Source organism: Hyphomicrobium sp., assembly GCF_041659645.1.
Classification (GTDB): Bacteria; Pseudomonadota; Alphaproteobacteria; order Rhizobiales; family Hyphomicrobiaceae; genus Hyphomicrobium_B.
Genome location: NZ_JBAZXX010000005.1, coordinates 74240 through 92883, shown reverse-complemented (window position 1 = coordinate 92883; position 18644 = coordinate 74240). Strand labels below are relative to the sequence as shown.

Annotated in this window: 18 protein-coding genes; 11 read left to right on the top strand and 7 right to left on the bottom strand. The window is 61.0% G+C overall.

Annotated features, from left to right (window positions below; genetic code table 11):
* Window positions 1-51 precede the first annotated feature (51 nt).
* Window positions 52-2013, bottom strand: coding sequence for an ABC transporter ATP-binding protein/permease (locus WC811_RS18405; protein WP_372646854.1), 1962 nt, complete (start codon window positions 2011-2013; stop codon window positions 52-54).
* A 36-nt stretch (window positions 2014-2049) separates the two neighbouring features.
* On the bottom strand, window positions 2050-3678 hold the full coding sequence (locus tag WC811_RS18400) for a LysM peptidoglycan-binding domain-containing protein (RefSeq protein WP_372646853.1): 1629 nt from the start codon (window positions 3676-3678) through the stop codon (window positions 2050-2052).
* A gap of 216 nt (window positions 3679-3894) precedes the next feature.
* On the opposite strand from WC811_RS18400, the gene WC811_RS18395 reads away from it, so the two are divergent.
* From WC811_RS18395 to meaB, 3 genes are all read left to right on the top strand, one after another.
* The gene (locus WC811_RS18395) at window positions 3895-4569 is read left to right on the top strand and encodes a TIGR00730 family Rossman fold protein (protein ID WP_372646852.1); all 675 of its coding nucleotides are present in this window, start codon (window positions 3895-3897) and stop codon (window positions 4567-4569) included.
* 25 nt (window positions 4570-4594) lie between these two features.
* On the top strand, window positions 4595-5245 hold the full coding sequence (locus WC811_RS18390) for a hypothetical protein (protein ID WP_372646851.1): 651 nt from the start codon (window positions 4595-4597) through the stop codon (window positions 5243-5245).
* 86 nt (window positions 5246-5331) lie between these two features.
* Window positions 5332-6309: a methylmalonyl Co-A mutase-associated GTPase MeaB gene (meaB, locus tag WC811_RS18385; protein WP_372646850.1), complete on the top strand. Its 978-nt coding sequence runs from the start codon at window positions 5332-5334 to the stop codon at window positions 6307-6309.
* A 48-nt stretch (window positions 6310-6357) separates the two neighbouring features.
* Here meaB and corA read toward each other — a convergent pair whose 3' ends face one another.
* Window positions 6358-7356, bottom strand: a complete 999-nt coding sequence (gene corA, locus WC811_RS18380; protein ID WP_372646848.1) for a magnesium/cobalt transporter CorA — start codon at window positions 7354-7356, stop codon at window positions 6358-6360.
* A 260-nt stretch (window positions 7357-7616) separates the two neighbouring features.
* A complete protein-coding gene (locus WC811_RS18375; protein ID WP_372646847.1) occupies window positions 7617-9032 on the bottom strand; it encodes an APC family permease in 1416 nt (471 codons plus the stop codon).
* 335 nt (window positions 9033-9367) lie between these two features.
* On the opposite strand from WC811_RS18375, the gene WC811_RS18370 reads away from it, so the two are divergent.
* A complete protein-coding gene (locus tag WC811_RS18370) occupies window positions 9368-9610 on the top strand; it encodes a CDGSH iron-sulfur domain-containing protein (RefSeq protein WP_372646846.1) in 243 nt (80 codons plus the stop codon).
* Between the two features lie 182 nt (window positions 9611-9792).
* On the opposite strand, the gene WC811_RS18365 is transcribed toward WC811_RS18370, so the two are convergent.
* Complete coding sequence (locus WC811_RS18365; protein WP_372646844.1) at window positions 9793-9996, bottom strand: hypothetical protein; 204 nt, start codon at window positions 9994-9996, stop codon at window positions 9793-9795.
* Window positions 9997-10417: 421 nt separating this feature from the next.
* Here WC811_RS18365 and purB point away from each other — a divergent pair, with 421 nt between their 5' ends.
* From purB to WC811_RS18340, 5 genes are all read left to right on the top strand, one after another.
* On the top strand, window positions 10418-11725 hold the full coding sequence (gene purB, locus WC811_RS18360; RefSeq protein WP_372646843.1) for an adenylosuccinate lyase: 1308 nt from the start codon (window positions 10418-10420) through the stop codon (window positions 11723-11725).
* Window positions 11726-11842: 117 nt separating this feature from the next.
* Entirely contained in the window at window positions 11843-12616 is a 774-nt protein-coding gene (locus WC811_RS18355) for a phosphatase PAP2 family protein (protein WP_372646842.1), read from the top strand.
* A 92-nt stretch (window positions 12617-12708) separates the two neighbouring features.
* Entirely contained in the window at window positions 12709-13506 is a 798-nt protein-coding gene (locus tag WC811_RS18350) for a phosphatase PAP2 family protein (RefSeq protein ID WP_372646840.1), read from the top strand.
* Window positions 13503-14669, top strand: a complete 1167-nt coding sequence (locus WC811_RS18345; RefSeq protein WP_372646838.1) for a glycosyltransferase family 2 protein — start codon at window positions 13503-13505, stop codon at window positions 14667-14669. Before WC811_RS18350 ends, WC811_RS18345 begins: the two co-directional genes overlap by 4 nt.
* Window positions 14669-16183: a glycosyltransferase family 39 protein gene (locus WC811_RS18340; protein ID WP_372646837.1), complete on the top strand. Its 1515-nt coding sequence runs from the start codon at window positions 14669-14671 to the stop codon at window positions 16181-16183. The genes WC811_RS18345 and WC811_RS18340 overlap by 1 nt, the downstream gene beginning before the upstream one ends.
* A 91-nt stretch (window positions 16184-16274) precedes the next feature.
* On the opposite strand, the gene WC811_RS18335 is transcribed toward WC811_RS18340, so the two are convergent.
* The gene (locus WC811_RS18335; protein WP_372646836.1) at window positions 16275-16763 is read right to left on the bottom strand and encodes a ferritin-like domain-containing protein; all 489 of its coding nucleotides are present in this window, start codon (window positions 16761-16763) and stop codon (window positions 16275-16277) included.
* 289 nt (window positions 16764-17052) lie between these two features.
* Here WC811_RS18335 and WC811_RS18330 point away from each other — a divergent pair, with 289 nt between their 5' ends.
* Together WC811_RS18330 and WC811_RS18325 are read left to right on the top strand one after the other, a co-directional pair.
* The gene (locus tag WC811_RS18330; RefSeq protein ID WP_372646835.1) at window positions 17053-17406 is read left to right on the top strand and encodes a hypothetical protein; all 354 of its coding nucleotides are present in this window, start codon (window positions 17053-17055) and stop codon (window positions 17404-17406) included.
* A 102-nt stretch (window positions 17407-17508) separates the two neighbouring features.
* On the top strand, window positions 17509-18093 hold the full coding sequence (locus WC811_RS18325; protein ID WP_372646834.1) for an RBBP9/YdeN family alpha/beta hydrolase: 585 nt from the start codon (window positions 17509-17511) through the stop codon (window positions 18091-18093).
* 57 nt (window positions 18094-18150) lie between these two features.
* Here WC811_RS18325 and WC811_RS18320 read toward each other — a convergent pair whose 3' ends face one another.
* Window positions 18151-18471 carry a DUF1476 domain-containing protein gene (locus WC811_RS18320; RefSeq protein ID WP_372646832.1) on the bottom strand — a complete coding sequence of 107 codons (321 nt, stop codon included), beginning with the start codon at window positions 18469-18471 and terminating at the stop codon, window positions 18151-18153.
* Between the last annotated feature and the right edge of the window lie 173 nt (window positions 18472-18644).

The following is an 18644-nucleotide window of genomic DNA, read 5'->3' as shown; positions in this document are numbered from 1 at the left end:
CGCGCAGGCGGCCATCCACGACAAGCCAAAACAAAACCGAGCGCCACGCGATCACTCCGTCTCTGCGCGCTCCAGCAGAGTTGCTTCGTCCGAACCGAGCCGCGGAGGCAACTCGCCCGCGTCTTCCAAAGCGTGCGCGAGCTCTTCCCGCGCCTTCTCCGCCTGCCGCTGCCGCGCCCACAGGCTCGCATAAAGACCGTTCTTTGCGATGAGCTCCGCGTGCGTCCCCTGCTCCGCGACCCGGCCCGCCTCGAACACCAAAATCATGTCGGCGTGCACGATCGTCGACAACCGGTGCGCAATCACCACCGTCGTCCGGTCCCGCGAAACGCGGTCGAGCGCATCCTGAATTTCTTTTTCCGTATGGCTATCGAGCGCGCTGGTCGCCTCATCCAGCAGCAAGATCGGCGGCGCTTTCAAAATCGTCCGCGCGATCGCGACGCGTTGCTTCTCGCCGCCCGAGAGTTTCAGCCCCCGCTCGCCGACCATCGTGTTGTAGCCATCGGGAAGCGCCCGCACGAAATCGTCGATCTGCGCCAGCTGCGCCGCCGCGTAAACGTCCTCGTCCGTCGCGTCCGCGCGGCCATACTTGATGTTGTAGAAAATCGTATCGTTGAACAGCACGGTGTCCTGCGGCACGACTCCGATCGCCTCGCGCAGCGACGACTGCGTCACCTCGCGAAGATCCTGCCCGTCGATCAAGATCCGCCCGCTCGTCACATCGTAGAAGCGCAGCAGCAATCGCCCGATCGTCGACTTGCCCGCGCCTGACGGTCCGACAATCGCGACCATCTTGCCAGCCGGCACCTCGAACGAAATGTCCTTCAGGATGACGCGTTCCGGATCATAACCGAACCAGACATGATCGAATTTGATCGCGCCACCCGAAATGGCGAGCGTCTTGGCGCCCGCGCGGTCCGCGACTTCCGGATTCTGTTCGAGCACTTCCATCATGCGCTCGATGTCCGTCAGACCCTGTTTGATCTCGCGATAGACCATGCCCATGAAATTCAGCGGCATGAACAACTGCAACATCAGCAAATTCACCATTGCGAAATGGCCGACGGTATCTTTCCCCGCCACCACGTCGTTCGCCGCCATCACGAGGCAGATCGTCAGCGCAACCGTGAAGATGACGGCCTGGCCCGAGTTCAACACCGCGAGCGACGTGTATGTCTTGATGCTCGCCTTCTCGTAAGCCGCCATCGACTTGTCGTAACGAGCGGCCTCGCGGCCCTCGGCGCCGAAGTATTTGACCGTCTCGAAATTCAGCAGACTGTCGACCGCCTTGGTGTTGGCGTCCGTGTCGCTTTCGTTCATGGCGCGGCGGATCGAGAGCCGCCAGTCGGTCGCGCGGATCGTGAACCACAGGTAAGCGGCGATCATGCCGACGATGGTCACGATGTAGCGCCAGTCGAATTCGTATGCACAAACGACGATGATCATCAGGAATTCGATGATCGTCGGGATCAGGGTCATCAGCGCCATGCGGCTGATATTTTCGATGCCCGTGCGCCCGCGTTCGAGCACGCGCGTCAGCCCGCCGGTCTTGCGTTCGAGGTGAAAGCGCAGCGACAGCCGGTGCATGTGTTCGAATGTCGAAAGCGCGAGCTTGCGCACGGCGTGCATCGCGACGCGCGCGAACATGCCTTCGCGGACCTGCACCAGCAGCGACATCACGATGCGCGACAGACCGTATAAAATGGCGGCCAGCACCGGCGCGCCGACGAGCCACGGCAACGTCTGACTGCTCGCGACATGGCCGCCCGAAGCAGCGACAAGCGCATCCGTCGCCCATTTGAGCGTGAACGGCACACACACCGTCACCGCTTTGGCGATGACCACGATCACGAACGACCAGACGACCGTGCGCCTTAAGTCAGGCCGATCCTGCGGCCAGACGTAAGGCCACAGTGCCCGCAAAACCCGTGACGTCTCGGTGGTGGGAATGAAGCGCGCGACAAACCCGTTTCGGGCGATAGCCGCGCGCATGTTGGTCAAGGATTCTTGCATTGGCCCTCAGATAGGGTCAAGCGGCGGGAAAGTCCATCACCCGCGCCGACGCGGCAGGTAAAGGCGCTCGCAAGGGTATATGAGGTTTGGATTGCGAATGACGTCTCGGTTGGCGCGATAAATGCGCAAGAAATAACGGCCACTGCGATAATGCCGAAGCGCGATCCGCCAAAGCGTATCCCCACCCGCGACGGTATAGCGGCCCGGGAGCAGGATCTTGCGGCCCGCATATCGGCAACGGCCTTGTCGCGCCCGGCGGATCCACCGCTTGACGACGGGACCGCGCGCAACGTGAGTGCTCGCTTCGCGGACAAGCTCCGCCTCGTGCGGCGGAGATGGTGCCGCCTCTTTTCTCTCGGCTGGCGGAGCGGCTGCGGCTTTCTCCTCTGCCCCTTTGACGGCGGCAGCGCGCGCAGCTTTGACTTCGGCGATGCGCTGCTTATCGGCGGCATCCTTCGCGGCAGCTTCTTGTTGCGCCTTTTCGTCGGCGGCCTGTGCGGCGGCAGCCCTCGCCGCTTCTTCCTGAGCAAGACGCTGCTTTTCCGCCGCGTCTTTGGCTGCATCTTCTTTGGCTTTATCTTCAGCCGCTTTCGCTGCTTCTGCCGTTGCGAGACGCTGCTTCTCGGCCGCATCCCGTGCGGCAGCCTCTTCGGCCTGCCTCTGAGCGGCGGCCGTCGCCGCCTGTTGTTCGTCGGCTGCCCGCTTCGCATCGTCAGCGGCTTTCGCGGCCGCATCGGCTAAGGCGCGCTGATGCTCCTCGTCTTCGCGGCGGCGCTGCTCCTCGGCGTCCTTCTCGGCAAGTTCGCGCGCTTTCGCCTCTTCCGCCTGCTTTTCGGCCTCAACCTTCGCAGCGGCGTCATTGGCGGACTTCTTTGCGTCCGCTGCTCTCTGAGCCTCTTGCTGCGCTTGCGCCGCAAGCCGCGCATCTTCCAGCCGCTTCTCGTCGTCAGCCTTGCGCTGCGCTTCCGCAAGTCGCCGTTGCTCGTCGACGCGTTTTGTCTCGGCTTCCAGACGCTCACGCTCCTGTCGCACCTCGTCCGCCGCTGCCTTTTCCTTCGCTGCGGTTTCCTCGGCCTTGCGCTTTGCGGCGTCTGCTACGTCCTGGCGATGTTTGGCCTCGGCGGCCTGCTTCGCTTGCGCCGCCTTGATCGCCTCTTCTGCGTGCTGCGCGGCGCTCTCGGCGTCTTGTTCCTTCACCTCTTCGAGCTTGCGCGCGATGTCATCGCCGCCGCCGCTCGGAGGCGCCACCGACAACCGCCGGACGATAACCGCCTGAAATTCGCGATTGGCCCGCGCCAGCCAATCCTGCACGCGATCCAAGAGGCTGAGTTCTCTCGCCCGCCACTGCCTCTGATCTTCGGTCTGGGCGCTTTCACCCGCGCCGGTTCCCGGTTCGGCAGGAGATTTCGGCGCCTCCTGCGCCACCACAATCGGGCGCGCTTCAGCGGCCTCTAGCGTGTCGTCATTGCCGGTTGCCACGACAATGGCAAAATTTCTGTCGATAACGGCTTGTGACGCGGCCCGGCGAACATCCGGCCGCTCGATGGCGGCATCCAGCGGCAGCGATAAAAGCGCGGCAGCGACAAGGATTCCCGCAGCAGCTCCGGCACGCGCGCACCGAAACGCAATTTTTCCGGCCGAATCCGTGGGTTCCCCGCCCTTCATAACATCGCCTTGTAGCTCCTATATAAGCTAAGCACACGTCTCCCGCCGACGCCAAGCCCTGCCAGGGGCGGAGACTGCGGATTGGCCCGGGAGCGTGACCCGGCGCTCACAAGCGTCAAATCGATGGGATGCGAGGACTAGGCCGCATCGGCATCTGGGAACCGCGAAGCCGGCCCACTAAATATTGAAGACTGATAATCTGAGAACGGAATACGAATGAACGAAATGACAAAAATGCCGGACACAAAACCGGCCCACGGGAAGAACGCCAAGGACGATATGAAATCGGGAGTTTCGGCCGAGATTGAGGGCGTCTGCGTCTACTGCGGCTCCGGCAAAGGCGTCGATACCGCCTACGCCATCGCGGCGCGAAAACTCGGCAAGGCCCTCGCCGACAGCGGCATCCGCCTCATCTATGGCGGCGGCAGCCTCGGGCTGATGGGCGAAGTCGCTCGCTCGGCCCTCGGCGCCGGTGGCAAGGTGACGGGCATCATCCCGGAATTCCTCGGTAGCCGCGAACACATGCTGCAGGACGTCGACGAATTGATCGTTGTCGAGAACATGCACGTCAGGAAGCAGTTGATGTTCGATCGCGCCGACGCGTTTGTCGCGCTGCCCGGTGGCGTCGGCACGCTCGAAGAGCTGGTCGAGCAACTGACATGGTCGCAACTCGGGCGGCACACCAAGCCGATCGTCGTCGCCAACATCAACGGCTTCTGGAACCCATTCCTGAATCTGCTTGAGCACATGAAGGCCGAAACCTTCATTCGCGCCGGCCTCGACATCCACTTCACCGTGGTCGACAAGGCCGAGGATATTCTGCCCGCGATCCTGCGATCGGCGAAGCCTCAGGCGCCCGCAGACGCAGAGGATGTCGTGAGGAAGTTCTGATTTTTCGAGCTAGCCTGGAAGTGCCATGCCACATCTCAAAGGTTTGCCTCGCATCCTCGCGATAGCGGCACTTTGCTCGGGCGCCATTGCCCCCGATGTAGCCCAAGCCAACGAGATTTCGACGGCGGGGCAACGGCTCGCTGAAAAGCTGGACAGCTTTGATGTCGAAAAACATTGGCCCGCCCACCTGCACGTCAACTGGGAAACCGGAGAGCCGGATGGAAAGCCAGAGAAAGGCACCGGCGTTCACACCCACTGTAGCGCCTTCGTGGCGGCCGCCGCAAAGCGACTAGGCGTTTACATCTTGCGGCCGCCCGATCACGGTCAAGTCCTTCTTGCGAACGCCCAGAACGAATGGCTTGAGAGCGAAGGCGCTGCTCAAGGCTGGCAGCATTTAAAAGACGCTCAGACAGCCGAAGATGCGGCGAACAAAGGCGAACTTGTCGTCGCGTCCTATCACAATCATCACGAAAATAAGCCGGGCCACATCGCCATTGTCCGGCCGAGCACAAAGAGCGCCGAGGCCATTGCCGAAGAAGGGCCTGACATGGTGCAGGCCGGCGGGCACAACTACAACATCGTCAGCGCCAAAATGGGTTTCGCCGGACACCCCGCCGCTTGGCGTGACCATGAGATCGAATATTTTGCTCACAATCTCGACCTCCGCCCAAACTGACCCTCGCCAGCGCGATATCGCCATCCATCCTCACCAAAAATCGCGAAGCTCATTGCGACCGCCGCCGTTCCCTCTTATCAGCGCTTATGACCAAGACGATTGCAGACCCCCCCGCCCCCATTGCCCGTATCGGCGACGCCGATATCGCCGATTATGTGGCCCGCATGCGGGCGGGCGAGCGCCGCGCCATCTCAACGGTGATCACCGAGTTGGAACGTCTGTCTACGGCCGCGCCGGGATTGCTCCAGGCTCTCCAGCCCCATCTCGGACACGCCCTCGTCGTCGGCTTTACGGGGCCGCCCGGTGCCGGAAAATCGACCCTCGTCAACGCCGTTATCGCCCATCTGCGACAGCATGGTCGCACCGTCGGCGTCATCGCCGTCGATCCGTCGAGCCCGATCTCGGGCGGCGCCATTCTGGGCGACCGCATCCGCATGACCGCCGCCCTCGATGATGATGGCGTCTTCGTCCGCTCGCTGGCGTCACGCGGGTATCTTGGAGGTCTTTCCCCGGCCGCCGTCCGCATCGTCGACGCCCTCGACGGCGCCGGCTTCGACATCGTGCTTCTCGAAACCGTCGGCACCGGCCAGAGCGAAATCGACGTCGCGGAAGTGGCGGACATTCGCATCGTCATCGCCGCCCCCGGCCTCGGCGACGACATCCAGGCGATGAAGTCCGGCCTGCTCGAAATTGCCGATATCATCGTCGTCAATAAAGCCGACCGGCCCGGCGCCGAGCAAACGATGCAGCAACTCATCGGCGCGCTGTCGATCCGCGCGACGCACAGCGAAAAAGTCCCAGTTCTGAAAACGAGCGCGCTAAATGGCGATGGCGTCCCCGATCTCGTGCAGGCGTTCGATGCGATCGGCAAGCGCGTCGTCGCCAATGGTGCCATCGACCGCCGCCGCCGCCGCGCACGTTATCTCATCGCCCGCGCCGCATCCGATATCGTCGCCGCACGCATAAAGTCCGGCGGCAAGGACGGCCTCGATCTCCTCGCCGACGAGGTTCTCTCCGGCACGATGACACCCGACAAGGCCGCCCGAAAGCTGCTCGAATCCTGACGGCGCTTTCGCGCCGGCGCGCGAAACGCGTGTCATTCATGCCAATCGTTAGAGCCACCTGCGCCGCTTGAAATAGAGATACGGCATGATTGCCGAGAGAACCATAAGTCCCAGCGCCCAGGGATATCCGAAGAACCACTTGAGTTCGGGGATATCCTCGAAGTTCATGCCGTAGATCGACGCGACGAGCGTCGGCGGCAGGAACACTACGGCCGCGACCGAGAAAATCTTGATGATCTGGTTCTGCTGCAGGTTGATCAACCCCAGCGTCGCATCGAGAAGGAAGTTCACCTTGCTCGACAGGAACGTCGCCTGATCGGTCAAAGCCACGACGTCGCGATAGAGAACCTTGGTCCGCGCCTTGGCTTCCTTGGTGACCCGCTTGTCGACCTGTTGATCGACAGTTGTGTGATACGTCAGCACGCGGTTGATGCTGACCAGGCTTTCGCGCACCTTCGTCAAGAGATCGCCATCCTGCCCGATCTGCTCGATGGCAAGCTGCAGATCGTCGCTCGACGGCGCCGCTTTCATCTTGCCCTTGCGGAAAACCTGACGCGAAACTTGATCGATGTTCGTGCCGACACGTTCGAGAGCATCCGCTAGGCGGTCGAGAAGCGCCTCGATCAAGCCCATCATAATTTGCTCGCCATTGGCGACGGGAACCGCGTTTGCCCGCTGCGCGCGCGCGACGAAATTGGCGAAGGCCTTGGGCTCGTCGTAACGCATCGTCACCAGCGAGCTGCCCTTCAGGACGAACGTAATCGGCGACATGGTCGGCTCATCGCTTTCGAGCGCCGACACCGCCGTAATCGTCATGAACTCCGCGCCATCTTCCTGATAAAGCCGCGCCGAAACCTCGATCTCCTGCATCTCCTCCCGCGTCGGCAGCGAGATTTCGAGAAGCTGCTCGACGAAGCGGTTATCTTGCGGCGCCGGGTTGTAAAGATCGATCCAGAGAGGTTGGCCTAGCGAAACCGTCCCGTCGGCCGGAATGCCTTCCTGCCCGAGGACGATGTGTGAATTTTCGCGGCGGTAGCTGCGCAGCATGCTGGCTCTCTCTCGTTGACGGCCGCCGCGCAGCCGCCCCGAGCCGCCTTCGATCAGGCGCGCCGGAAGGATGCTGGCGAAAGCGAAGCGTCACTGCGACTGTCGCAGTCCATTGTCGATGGTCCTTGTAATCGGTCCGAAGGGGGAGCGGAGCAATACCCACGGGGCCGAGTCGGCGCGACCCTAACCCCAGCGCCGACCTTTTTCCAGTCGGCGCCGACTGCGGCGGAAGTGCCTTTATATGACGACTTGATGACGCCTCAGGTGGAGGTCGACGCCAGCCGGCTGTGTTTGATCGAATAGGTGAAGTAGATGATCAGCCCGGCCGCGAGCCAGAGGATGAACCGCAAGTGTGTCTCCCACGGTAGAAATACGATCAGCGCCCCGCATGAGAGAACACCGAGCACGGGCGTAAGAATGCCGCCGGGCGTCTTGAAAGGGCGCGGCAGATCGGGATGCGACCGGCGCAGCATGATCACGCCTCCGCAGACGAGGACGAAAGCCACCAGAGTGCCGATATTGACCAGCTCGGCCAAAATGCCGAGCGGGATAAATCCGGCCATGATGGCCATGACGACGCCGGTCAGAACGGTCGTCCGAACGGGAGTACGCGTGCGCTCGTTCACGGCGGAGAAATAGGGTGGCAGTAGACCATCGCGCGACACGCTGGTGATGATGCGCGTCAGCCCGTAGTAGAGCACCAGCATCACCGTCGTCAGCCCGAAGATGACGCCGGTGGCGACGAGACCCGCAGCCGTATCGTGCCCGATAAGAAGCAGCGCCTCCGACGCTGGCGACGATACATTCAACGACGTGTAGGGCACGATGCCCGTCATCAGCGCCGAAACGATCACGTAGATGGTCGTGCAAAAGCCCAGAGCGGAAAGGATTCCGACAGGAACGTCGCGTTGCGGTTCGCGCGCCTCCTCAACAGCGGTCGATACGGCGTCGAAGCCCACATAAGCAAAAAACACCAGCGACGCGCCGGCGAGCACACCGATCGGCTTACCGGCGCCGTCATGCCCGAACCAGCCGAACGGCAGGAAAGGCGACCAGTTCGCCGGGTGAACATTGAAGATTGCGACCCCCACGAAAATCGCGACGGCCAGGAGCTTGATCGCGACCGCAGCCGCATTGATGCGCGCGGTCTCCTTAACGCCGATGATCAGCAGCACCATCAGGATCAGGATGACGATGATCGCCGGTAGATTGACGATCCCGCCTCCGCCCTCAGCGAACGGACCTTTCGTGAATTGCTCGGGGAGTCCGATCCCCATCGCGGTCAAGGCATTGTTGAAATAGCCCGACCAGCCGTTGGCGACGGCCGCTACCGAAACGCCGTATTCCAGAATGAGATCCCACGCGATGATCCAGGCGATCAGTTCGCCGAAGGCCGCGTAGCTATAACCGTAAGCGCTGCCCGAGCCGCCGACCGACGCCGCAAGCTCCGAATAAGATAGGGCGGCGAATGCGCACGCCACGCCAGCCACCAAGAACGACAGCACGACCGCCGGTCCCGATTGCGTCGCGGCGGCATGGCCCGTCAGCACGAAAATGCCGGTTCCGATGATCGCGCCGATCCCCAGAAGGGTCAGATCGAGGGCGCTCAAGACCCTCTTCATTCCGAATTCCGCATCGTCGTAGGCAACGGCTTTCTTGCGAAAGAGATCGGACATGCGAAGGGTCCCCCAATTTGAACGGCATTAAACCGGTCTTGTTCGGCGCTCTAAGTCCCTGCCGCCCCGGTGCGTTAAAGCCGCCGATAGCCGTGCTTCCCCAAGACTCCGTGCCGGCGCTGAGCTTTGCCCAGGCTTTTGCGGATGTCCACAACCCGATTGCCGAAAAATGTTGCTCGCCCATATATTAAGCAGACTGGGCGTCCATGCACCGAACCGCCGCCCCCCGGGCAATTCTGGCGGGGCCTTGCTCCGCGCACCCAAACCCGATAGCGAATTCGAACTTTCGAGCGAGCCAGGGGACCCGGTCCCCAAGCCCATGATGGAGCATGCATATGTCCGACGAGGCCGTCGTCGCCCAGACTGGCCCCTACCAGGTCGAACTGACCGAAGGTCAGGAATACTGGTACTGCCGCTGCGGCCGTTCGAAGACCCAGCCTTTCTGCGACGGCTCCCACGAAGGCACCTCCTTCGAACCGATGCGTTTTGTTCCCGAGCGCACGGGCACGTTCAATATCTGCGGCTGCAAAGCCACCGACGACGAACCCTATTGCGACGGCACCCACAACGTCCTTTAGCCGGGCATAATCGTGTAGCCGTCCACCTCAAGGTTCATGTGGCCACCGCATAAAAAAAGGCCGCCTTGCGCGAATACTCGCGCCGGCCAGCCCAAACCAATAAATCTCGATCAATTGGAAATTGATCGGACGGAAAGAGGCATGCAAGTGCAGGCTCTCATACGCCTGCACTATAACGAATATCAGCGGCCTTGAGAGGCCAGCATGCATTCCGTCATGAGTTGCCTTTCGAGTTTCGACAATTCGTCGGGTATATCCCGGCCCGAATCGCGAAACGCGCTAATTCTTTCCCTCACCAGTGCATAGCATTGGCGCGGATCGTCTTCCGATTGTTCCATTTGATGGACCAATTCAGCAAGCTCTCCGCTGCCCATCTGTTGCGACATGTGATTGTAGTCTCCCGCTTTGGTTTTTATTGAAGCGCCCGGAGTTGGATAAACCATCCGCGTACGCCCCGACTCATTACTCCCTTGGGCCTACCAATCTAGGCCCACCTATCGTCGAATAGAACGCGATAATCAGACGTCGTCCGACGAATTTTATAAGTGTGGCTAAACTGCCCTGAATATTAGCTGAACAAGAAACTGAATTGCCACCCTCATATGGTGGGAATTAGCTCAGCTATTCGTGGCGATAGACTGGCGACATTTGGATATCTCTTCACAAATTATTGCAAAGCATTAGGTGCAGAGCAGCATTCGCCGCTTTCACGGGACCACCCGCAAGTCTTCGGGATTTCGCCTCGCGTGATTGATGCGGAGTGGCCCGTCTGCTACGCCTCCCGCATCGCATCAAGGATCTAGCTGAATGATTCCCCGTTACTCCCGCCCCGAGATGACCCGCATCTGGGAGCCCGAAACCCGCTTCCGCATCTGGTTCGAGATTGAGGCCCACGCCGCCACCGCGAGCGCCCAGATTGGAATAATTCCGGAGGCTGCGGCAAAAAAGATATGGGAAAAAGGCTCGGCCGCCGTTTTCGACGTAAAACGGATCGACGAAATCGAAGCCGTTACGAAACATGACGTGATCGCGTTCCTGACCCACCTCGCTGAGCATGTCGGCCCGGAAGCCCGCTTCGTCCACCAGGGGATGACGTCGTCGGACGTCCTCGACACCTGCCTCAACGTCCAGTTGGTGCGCGCCGCCGACCTGCTGATCGCCGATATCGACCGTCTGCTCGCGGCCCTCAAGACGCGGGCGTTCGAACACAAGAATACAGTCACTATCGGCCGCAGCCACGGCATTCATGCCGAGCCGACGACGTTCGGCATTAAGCTCGCCTTTGCCTATGCCGAGTTCCAGCGCTCGCGTGAGCGTCTCGTCGCGGCGAGAAAGGAAGTCGCGACCTGCGCCATCTCCGGCGCCGTCGGCACCTTCGCCAACATTGACCCGCGCATCGAGGAATACGTCGCCGAGAAGATGGGCCTCGTTCCCGAACCGGTCTCCACGCAAATCATTCCGCGCGACCGCCACGCCATGTACTTCGCGACCCTCGGCGTCGTCGCGTCCAGCATCGAACGTCTCGCAATCGAGATCCGGCATCTGCAGCGGACGGAAGTGCTCGAAGTGGAAGAGTATTTCTCGCCTGGCCAAAAAGGCTCGTCGGCGATGCCGCACAAGCGCAACCCGGTGCTATCCGAGAATTTGACCGGTCTGGCACGGATGGTCCGAGCCTACGCCATCCCCGCCATGGAGAACGTCGCCCTCTGGCACGAGCGCGATATCTCTCATTCGAGCGTCGAGCGGATGATCGGGCCGGACGCGACCGTCACCCTCGACTTCGCGCTCGCACGCCTCGCGGGCGTCATCGAGAAGCTTGTCGTCTACCCCGAGAACATGAAGAAGAACCTCGACAAGCTTGGCGGCCTGCACAATTCCCAGCGCATCTTGCTCGCGTTGACACAGTCCGGTGTCAGCCGCGAGGACGCCTATGCTCTCGTTCAGCGTAACGCCATGAAGACGTGGGAATTCGGCAAGGACTTCCTGACCGAACTCAAGTCGGACCCGGACGTGACGGCGAAGATTGCGCCCGGCGACCTCGATGCCATGTTCGACATCGACTACCACACCGCCCACGTCGATACGATTTTCCGGCGCGTATTCGGGAGCTATTGAACCGACTGATCGGCTGTTAATCGACCAACGTCACCAAATAGTAAGAAAACTGACACGCCGCTGACACGTCTGCTGACGATTTTCCCTCAGGTCGGGGGTTAGTCGGGATAGTTGGTGATGTGGGCGCCGAAGTTTGTTTTCGACTCGGACGAGCGCCTGGATGGCGTCGACGAGACGGACGTCCAACCGTACGTCACGGCAAGCGCTATGCTGAGGGGCGCGCTGATCGTCGGGGGTCTGGCGCTGGTCCTCTTTACGGTTGCGCCCGGCATAGACTTGACTTTGGCGCGTCTGTTCTATCTGGGCGACCGCCATTTCATCGGCAACGCCGGCTTCCTGATCCCGTCTATCCGATTGGCGTTTAACATTTTTTTCTACCTGATCTGTGCGGTAACCATCCTCGGACTGGTGATGGCGGCACGGAACGCCGGTCCGTGGCTCGACCTGACCGTTGGCAAGTGGCTCTTTATTGCTCTCTGCCTGATAACCGGCCCACTCGTCGTCGCCAACATCGGCTTCAAGGACCATTGGGGCCGCGCCCGCCCCCGCGACATCGTTGAATTCGATGGCTCAAAGGCATTCACGGCGCCGTTTCCTCCCTCGGGTCAGTGCGATTACAACTGTTCATTCGTATCGGGCGAGGCTTCGTCGATTTTCATCGTAATGTTTGCCGCAGCCCTGATGTTCAAATCCCGCTCGCGCAATTTCGTCAGGCTCGGCATTGTATCCGGCAGCCTTGCGGGCCTCATGCGAATGTCTCAGGGCGGACATTTCCTATCGGACGTCATTTTTGCAGGCGTCCTGATGGCCATTACGGCCGCCAGCATCCAGATTCTGTTCGATACGCTGAACGGTGAGCAGGCACGTCCCATAGAGCAAGGCGCGGCCTAGGCCAGATGGTGCGCGAAATGCTTATGCGTGACATCTTCAAATCGAAAGTCTAAGCGAACCTCGGACGGAAAGCAGCGAACCCGATGGGGACGATGACCACGGCACTATCTCGAGCTGAACTTCAGGACCAAGACGCGAACGGCAACGTCTCGTTGCTCATTTGGGGCGCGCTCATTGTGGGTGCCGTCTCCGGCGTCCTGTTTTTTGCATTTCCCCAGATCGACATAAAAACGTCCGAGTACTTTTACAAAGGCGGCGGCGTCTTCGCCGGAAAGGGCAGCGGGATATTCTCCGGCGGACCGCCGAGAACCATCCCCGACGTCGTGCGCTTGTTCCTCTACGTCTCGTTCGTCGGCGTCTGCATCCTCAACGCGATCGGACTTATGGCGTCGCTCATTCTCAAACGTCCCGTGTTCGGGCTGGGCTTCCTGAAGTGGCTCTTCCTCGCCCTATGCCTCGTGATGGGCCCGTTGATTGTCGGCAACCTCATCCTCAAGGACAATTGGGGACGCGCTCGGCCGGTCCATATCACCGAGTTCGGCGGCTCGAAAACCTATACTTTGCCGCTCGTGCCGTCCGATCAATGTGACCGCAATTGTTCGTTCGTCGCGGGCGAAGCCTCGATGATGTACGCGGCGTTCTTCGCGGCCGCTTTTCTCTTTCCGGGTCGTGGCCGCAGGCTCATCGCAGCCGGCGTTCTAGTTGGCTTCTTCTCCGGCCTCATACGCTTATCGCAGGGCGCGCATTTCCTATCCGACGTGATTTTTGCCGGCGTCACGATGGCCCTGACGGTCGCCTGCATTTATCTGCTGTTTAAGGCGATCGCGCGAAAGGTTGCCGTCGACGCCCAACCCGGACCAGATCCATTGGCTCAATGGAGCCCGTGGTGACCTCCGATCCCCAAGTGAAAATCACTACCCAGGCATCCGCGATCCCATTCGCCGGAACACACGCGACGGCCCCCGTGGCCCGCCCGCGTCTCTCCGTCGTCATTCCCACCTATTGCGAAGCGGGCAACATCGCATCGATGATCGCGGCCCTCGATGCGGCCCTGGTCAGCATCAGTTGGGAGGTCATCTTCGTCGATGACGACAGCCCCGACGGCACGACAGCCGTCATCCGCGCAATCGGCGAACAGGACGGTCGCGTCCGCGCCATGCGCAGGGTGGGTCGTCGCGGCCTGGCAGGGGCCGTGATCGAAGGCATGCTCGCCGCCAGCGCCGACATCGTGGCGGTCGTCGACGCCGACCTCCAGCACGACGAAAAACTTCTGATCGCCATGCTGCAAGACATCGAAAGTGGCAAGTCGGATATCGTCATCGGCACCCGCTATGACCAATCGGGCGACGCCGAGGCCGGCTTCTCGGAAACGCGGCGCCTGTCGAGCATCCTCGCGACCAAGCTCACGAACGCGCTGCTTCACACCAACGTCAGCGATCCGATGAGCGGCTTTTTCATGCTGAAGCGAAACATCATGGACACCGTCGCGCCGAAGCTATCGCCCGGCGGCTTCAAGCTTCTTCTCGATATTCTTGCGTCCGTCCCGTCAGGCGTCCGCGTTTCCGAAAAGCCGTATGTGTTCCGGCCGCGAAAAGTCGGAAAATCGAAGCTCGACGGTCTCGTAATCGCAGATTTCCTCGGGCTGCTTCTCGCCAAGGTTTCCGGCAACTGGGTGCCTCCCCGCTTTTTCCTTTTCGCCTTCGTCGGCGCGACGGGTCTCATCATTCATTTGGCGGCGCTCCGAAGCGCGATCATCCTGGGCGGCGCATCATTCAATGTGGCCCAGATCTTCGCCTCTTTCGTCGCCATGACGTTCAATTTCTTCCTGAACAACGGCCTGACCTTCCGCGATCGTCGCTTGAGCGGCGTTGAAGCGGTCCGCGGCCTGCTGACCTTTTATGTCGTCTGCAGCGTCGGCGCACTCGCCAACATCGGCGTCGCCGACCTCGTCTACAATCACGATCCGAACTGGTGGCGCGCGGGCATCGCCGGCGCGTTAATGGCTTCGGTCTTCAACTACGCCGTCAGTTCCGCGATCACCTGGCGGCGCTGATGGTCGCCGCTTCGACGCCAGTCGCCGCCCCGGCGGACGCGAAAATTCGCGACAGCCGAGCCGCGAACAATCTTCTGCTCGCCGCTGCGCTCGGACTGACCGTCGTCCGCCTCGCGATCGCGAGCTATACCGGCCTCGTCGACGACGAAGCCTACTATCGAATCTGGTCGCTGGCGCCGTCACTCTCCTACCTCGATCACCCGCCGATGGTCGCCTGGATCATCGGAGCCGGACGCGCCCTCGCCGGTGACGGCACCCTCGGCGTGCGCCTGCTCGCGCCGCTCATCGTGCTCGCGGGCGCGGCGGTGCTTTGGCGAACGGCATTGCTGCTTTACGGACCGGACATCGCGCGCTGCGCCGTCTGGATCATGCTGGCGATGCCGCTCCTCGCGGTCGGCGGCATCATCGTTACGCCCGATCTGCCGTCCGTACTTTTCGCAGGGCTCGTCGTTTGGGGCATCGCCGAACTCGATCGCGGCCGAAACGCAAAATGGTGGCTGGCGATCGGCCTCTTCGCCGGTCTCGGCCTTCTGTCAAAATATACCAACCTTTTCCTCGGCGGTACGATCCTGCTCTGGCTGCTGGCGACTCCCGAAAATCGCAAATGGTTCCGCGCCCCCGAACTCTGGATCGGCGGCATCATCGCGGCGCTCGTCGCCAGCCCCGTTGTCATCTGGAACGCCGAGCACGACTGGGCATCCTTCACCAAACAGTTCGGACGCGTCGCCCACGGCGGCTCCGCTGGATTGAGCTACCTGATAGAGTTGATCGGTGGCTTCGCGCTGCTTGAGAGCCCGCTGATCGCGACGCTGGCGCTGGTCGGTTTCATCGGCGTTATACGCGCCGCGATCTCGCAGCGCCGCCAAAGCGATGTTTTGCTCGCGGCGGCAATCGTGCCGATGCTGCTCTATTTCTGCATCCACGCACTCCATGACCGCGTGCAAGGTAACTGGCCAGGGCCGCTCTATCCGTTTTTCGCGATTTGCGCCGCGCTCGGCCTAACTGTGGTGCCCATGGCTTGGCGGCGCGCGGCATTCGTCGGCGCCCTGGCACTCGGCTTCGCCACGACCGCGCTCGTCTACATTCACGCGCTTCATCCCCTTTTTCAATCGGCGAAAGATCCAACGGAGCAGATGCGCGGTTGGCCGGCCCTCTCCGATGCCATCGAAAAAACGCGCGAGGAAACGGGCGCGGCATGGCTCGCAACATCGAGCTACGCGACGACCGGCCAGCTTATGATGGGCATCAAAGGTCGGAGCGAAGTTGCTCAGCTCGACGAGCGCATCCGGTATATCTTCCTGCCGCCGTTGCCGGATGCACTGCTTTCCAAGCCCGCGCTCTACGTTGAACTCGAACGACGCGTCGATCTCCCGCTTCTGCGGAAGAAGTTCGCCAACATCAGCAAGGTCGCCACGCTGACCCGTAACAACGGCAGCACCAGCGGAGCGACCTACGTTCTCTATCTCGTCTCAGCCCCGCTTCAGCCGCCGCTCGCGATGGACGATAAGCGCTAGATGACCGAAACGGACGCCTCACATCGTCATCCCGACGTTCGTCGGCACGACGATGGTGAGGGCACGCTTCCTAGTAATGCAGGCGAAATACTCAGGCGGCTTCCTTGTTGAGCCGCCCTTCCGCGAGCTTCGTCAGCTTGTCGTCGGCGCCGTATTCTTCTTTGAGCGTCTTTTCGAGGATGGTCGCGATGTCCTTGTGACCGAGAAGCTTCGCCCACGAAACGAGCGTACCGTAACGGGTGATCTCGTAATGCTCGGCCGCTTGTCCGGCCGCGATCATCGCCGCATCGCGCGTATCGGCGTCCTTGATCTCCGACATCAGTTCATCGCCCTCGGTTAGAATGCCCTTAATCGCTGGACACTCCGTAGCCTTGGCATTGCGGCCGAGCTTTTCGAACACTTGCTCAAGGCGCGTCACATGCTCCTTGGTCTCCTCAAGATGACCCATGAAGGCTTTGGCAAGCGCTGGAGAATCCGACGCCTTCGCCATTTTCGGCAGCGCTTTGACAAGCTTCGTTTCGGCAAAATAAATATCTTCGAGCGTATGGTTGAACAGGTCTTCGAGATTCGTGATCTTCATTGGGGGCGTCTCCTCGGCCTATGAACAGTTCCTCATCGCGCAACGTCATGCCCCCTGCGCGGTTCCCGAACTGAACACCGCTCCGCTGGATCTTTTGTCCCCGGAGATGCCGCAATGTTGGTATTTAGGCATTCTATGCCGAGAGAAATTTTTGCTATCGGCGGCCAATACCGGCAAACGCATCAAGCACGAGAGACCCTATGACCGATTAGCAGCCGACTTCCGCAACGCCTCCGCCGCGCCAAGCAATTCCGCTTGCGCGTTTGTGCGTCTGCGAAGGAAACCTGCAATGGTCCGATCCAATCTTCCCGTTTACATTCAACCCTCACGCAAAGTCAGCGAACGGCTCGGCAGCCACATCGGTAACGTCGCGTTGCTTGCGATCCGCGCCATTTTGAAAAACCAGCGCGGTATCGAAGTCGCCTATCAGCAAATTCTATATCGCGGCCATCACCTGGCTTTGTCCTCGCGGATTACGGCTGGCGGCGATCTGGCGATAACCATCGACGTCGGCGACCCGAGCCTCGCCCAACGCCTGATCCTTGAGGATGAACTTTGCAGCGCCGAACGGCGAGCACGCGAGGCCGATAGAAAAGTCCGCGAGGCCGGGCTCCAGCTTCGCCGAGGTCCACGACGCTGGTAAGGAAAATGGCCAGGATCGGGCCGGTCACGCCAGGCGGCCCGATCTAGGTCTCTCTGCCGCTCTTTTCACGAACGGCCCGGTCGGTTAAGCACACAGTCATCCATGAAAACATCCGAAGTCGACATCCTCATCGTTCCCGGCTGGCAAGATTCCGGCCCCGATCATTGGCAAAGCCGATGGGAACGCAATCTCAAGACCGCGCGCCGCGTCATTCAGCTCGATTGGGAAAATCCCGACGTCGAAAGCTGGGGCGACCGGATGGCGAAATTCGCCGGCGGCACTACCCAGCCCGTCGTTGTCGTCGCGCATTCCGTCGGCGTACCCGCTGTCGTCTTTGCGGCGGATAAACTGAAGCGTAACGGCGTCATCGGCGCGTTTCTCGTTGCTCCGTCCGATCTCGACTACGCCAATTTCTGGCCGGACACCGGCGGCAAGCGCTGGCCGCCCGAAAAGGGCACACGCGGCTTCGAAACGATGCCCACGCGGCGGCTCCCGTTTCCCTCGCACGTCGTCGTCGCCAACAACGATCTCTATTGCAGCTTCGCGCGCGCCGAATACCTTGCCGGAAAATGGGGCGCAACGATCAGCGACGCTGGCGAAAGCGGCCACATCAACATTGCTTCGGGTCACGGTCCGTGGCCCGAAGGTCTTTTGCAGTTCGGACAATTTTTGAAAAAATTGGGTTGACGCGCCGCGCCCGGCAACCGGCTCCCGCAACGGGAGAGCCGGGCGCAAACAAAAGACTTAGCTATTCTGAATATCCGTAACCGCCTTCGCGAAAGATTCGGCCATGAACGAACGAATTTCCGTGTCGTCGACGGCGATGCCCTTCGCCGCGAGGTCGGCCTTCACTTTCCGGAAGACATCGTCGTCGCCCTTTTCCACGAGGTCGGCTTTGCGCACCTCTTTGACGTAAGCGTCAAGCGCCTCGCCAACGAGACCGAGCTTCGCACCGGCCCACTCCGCAACAGCCCTGTTGCGCCGCGCCTCAGCTTTGAAGCGAAGCCCCTCGTCATAGGCAAATTTGCTCTCGAAACCCTTCTCACGCTCGTCGAAGGTCGTCATTTCATGCTCCTCCCTGATCTCCCGGGCGCCCACCGGGGGCGTGACCATTGATTGTATTTACTGTTAATTCGCACGCTACACGGGTATTGCAGATGCCCACCTAATGCATATCTAAGGCAGCGTTACCGTGCGCTCTGAGCTAAATCAACGGCTTGGCTTTTAGACACCATAAG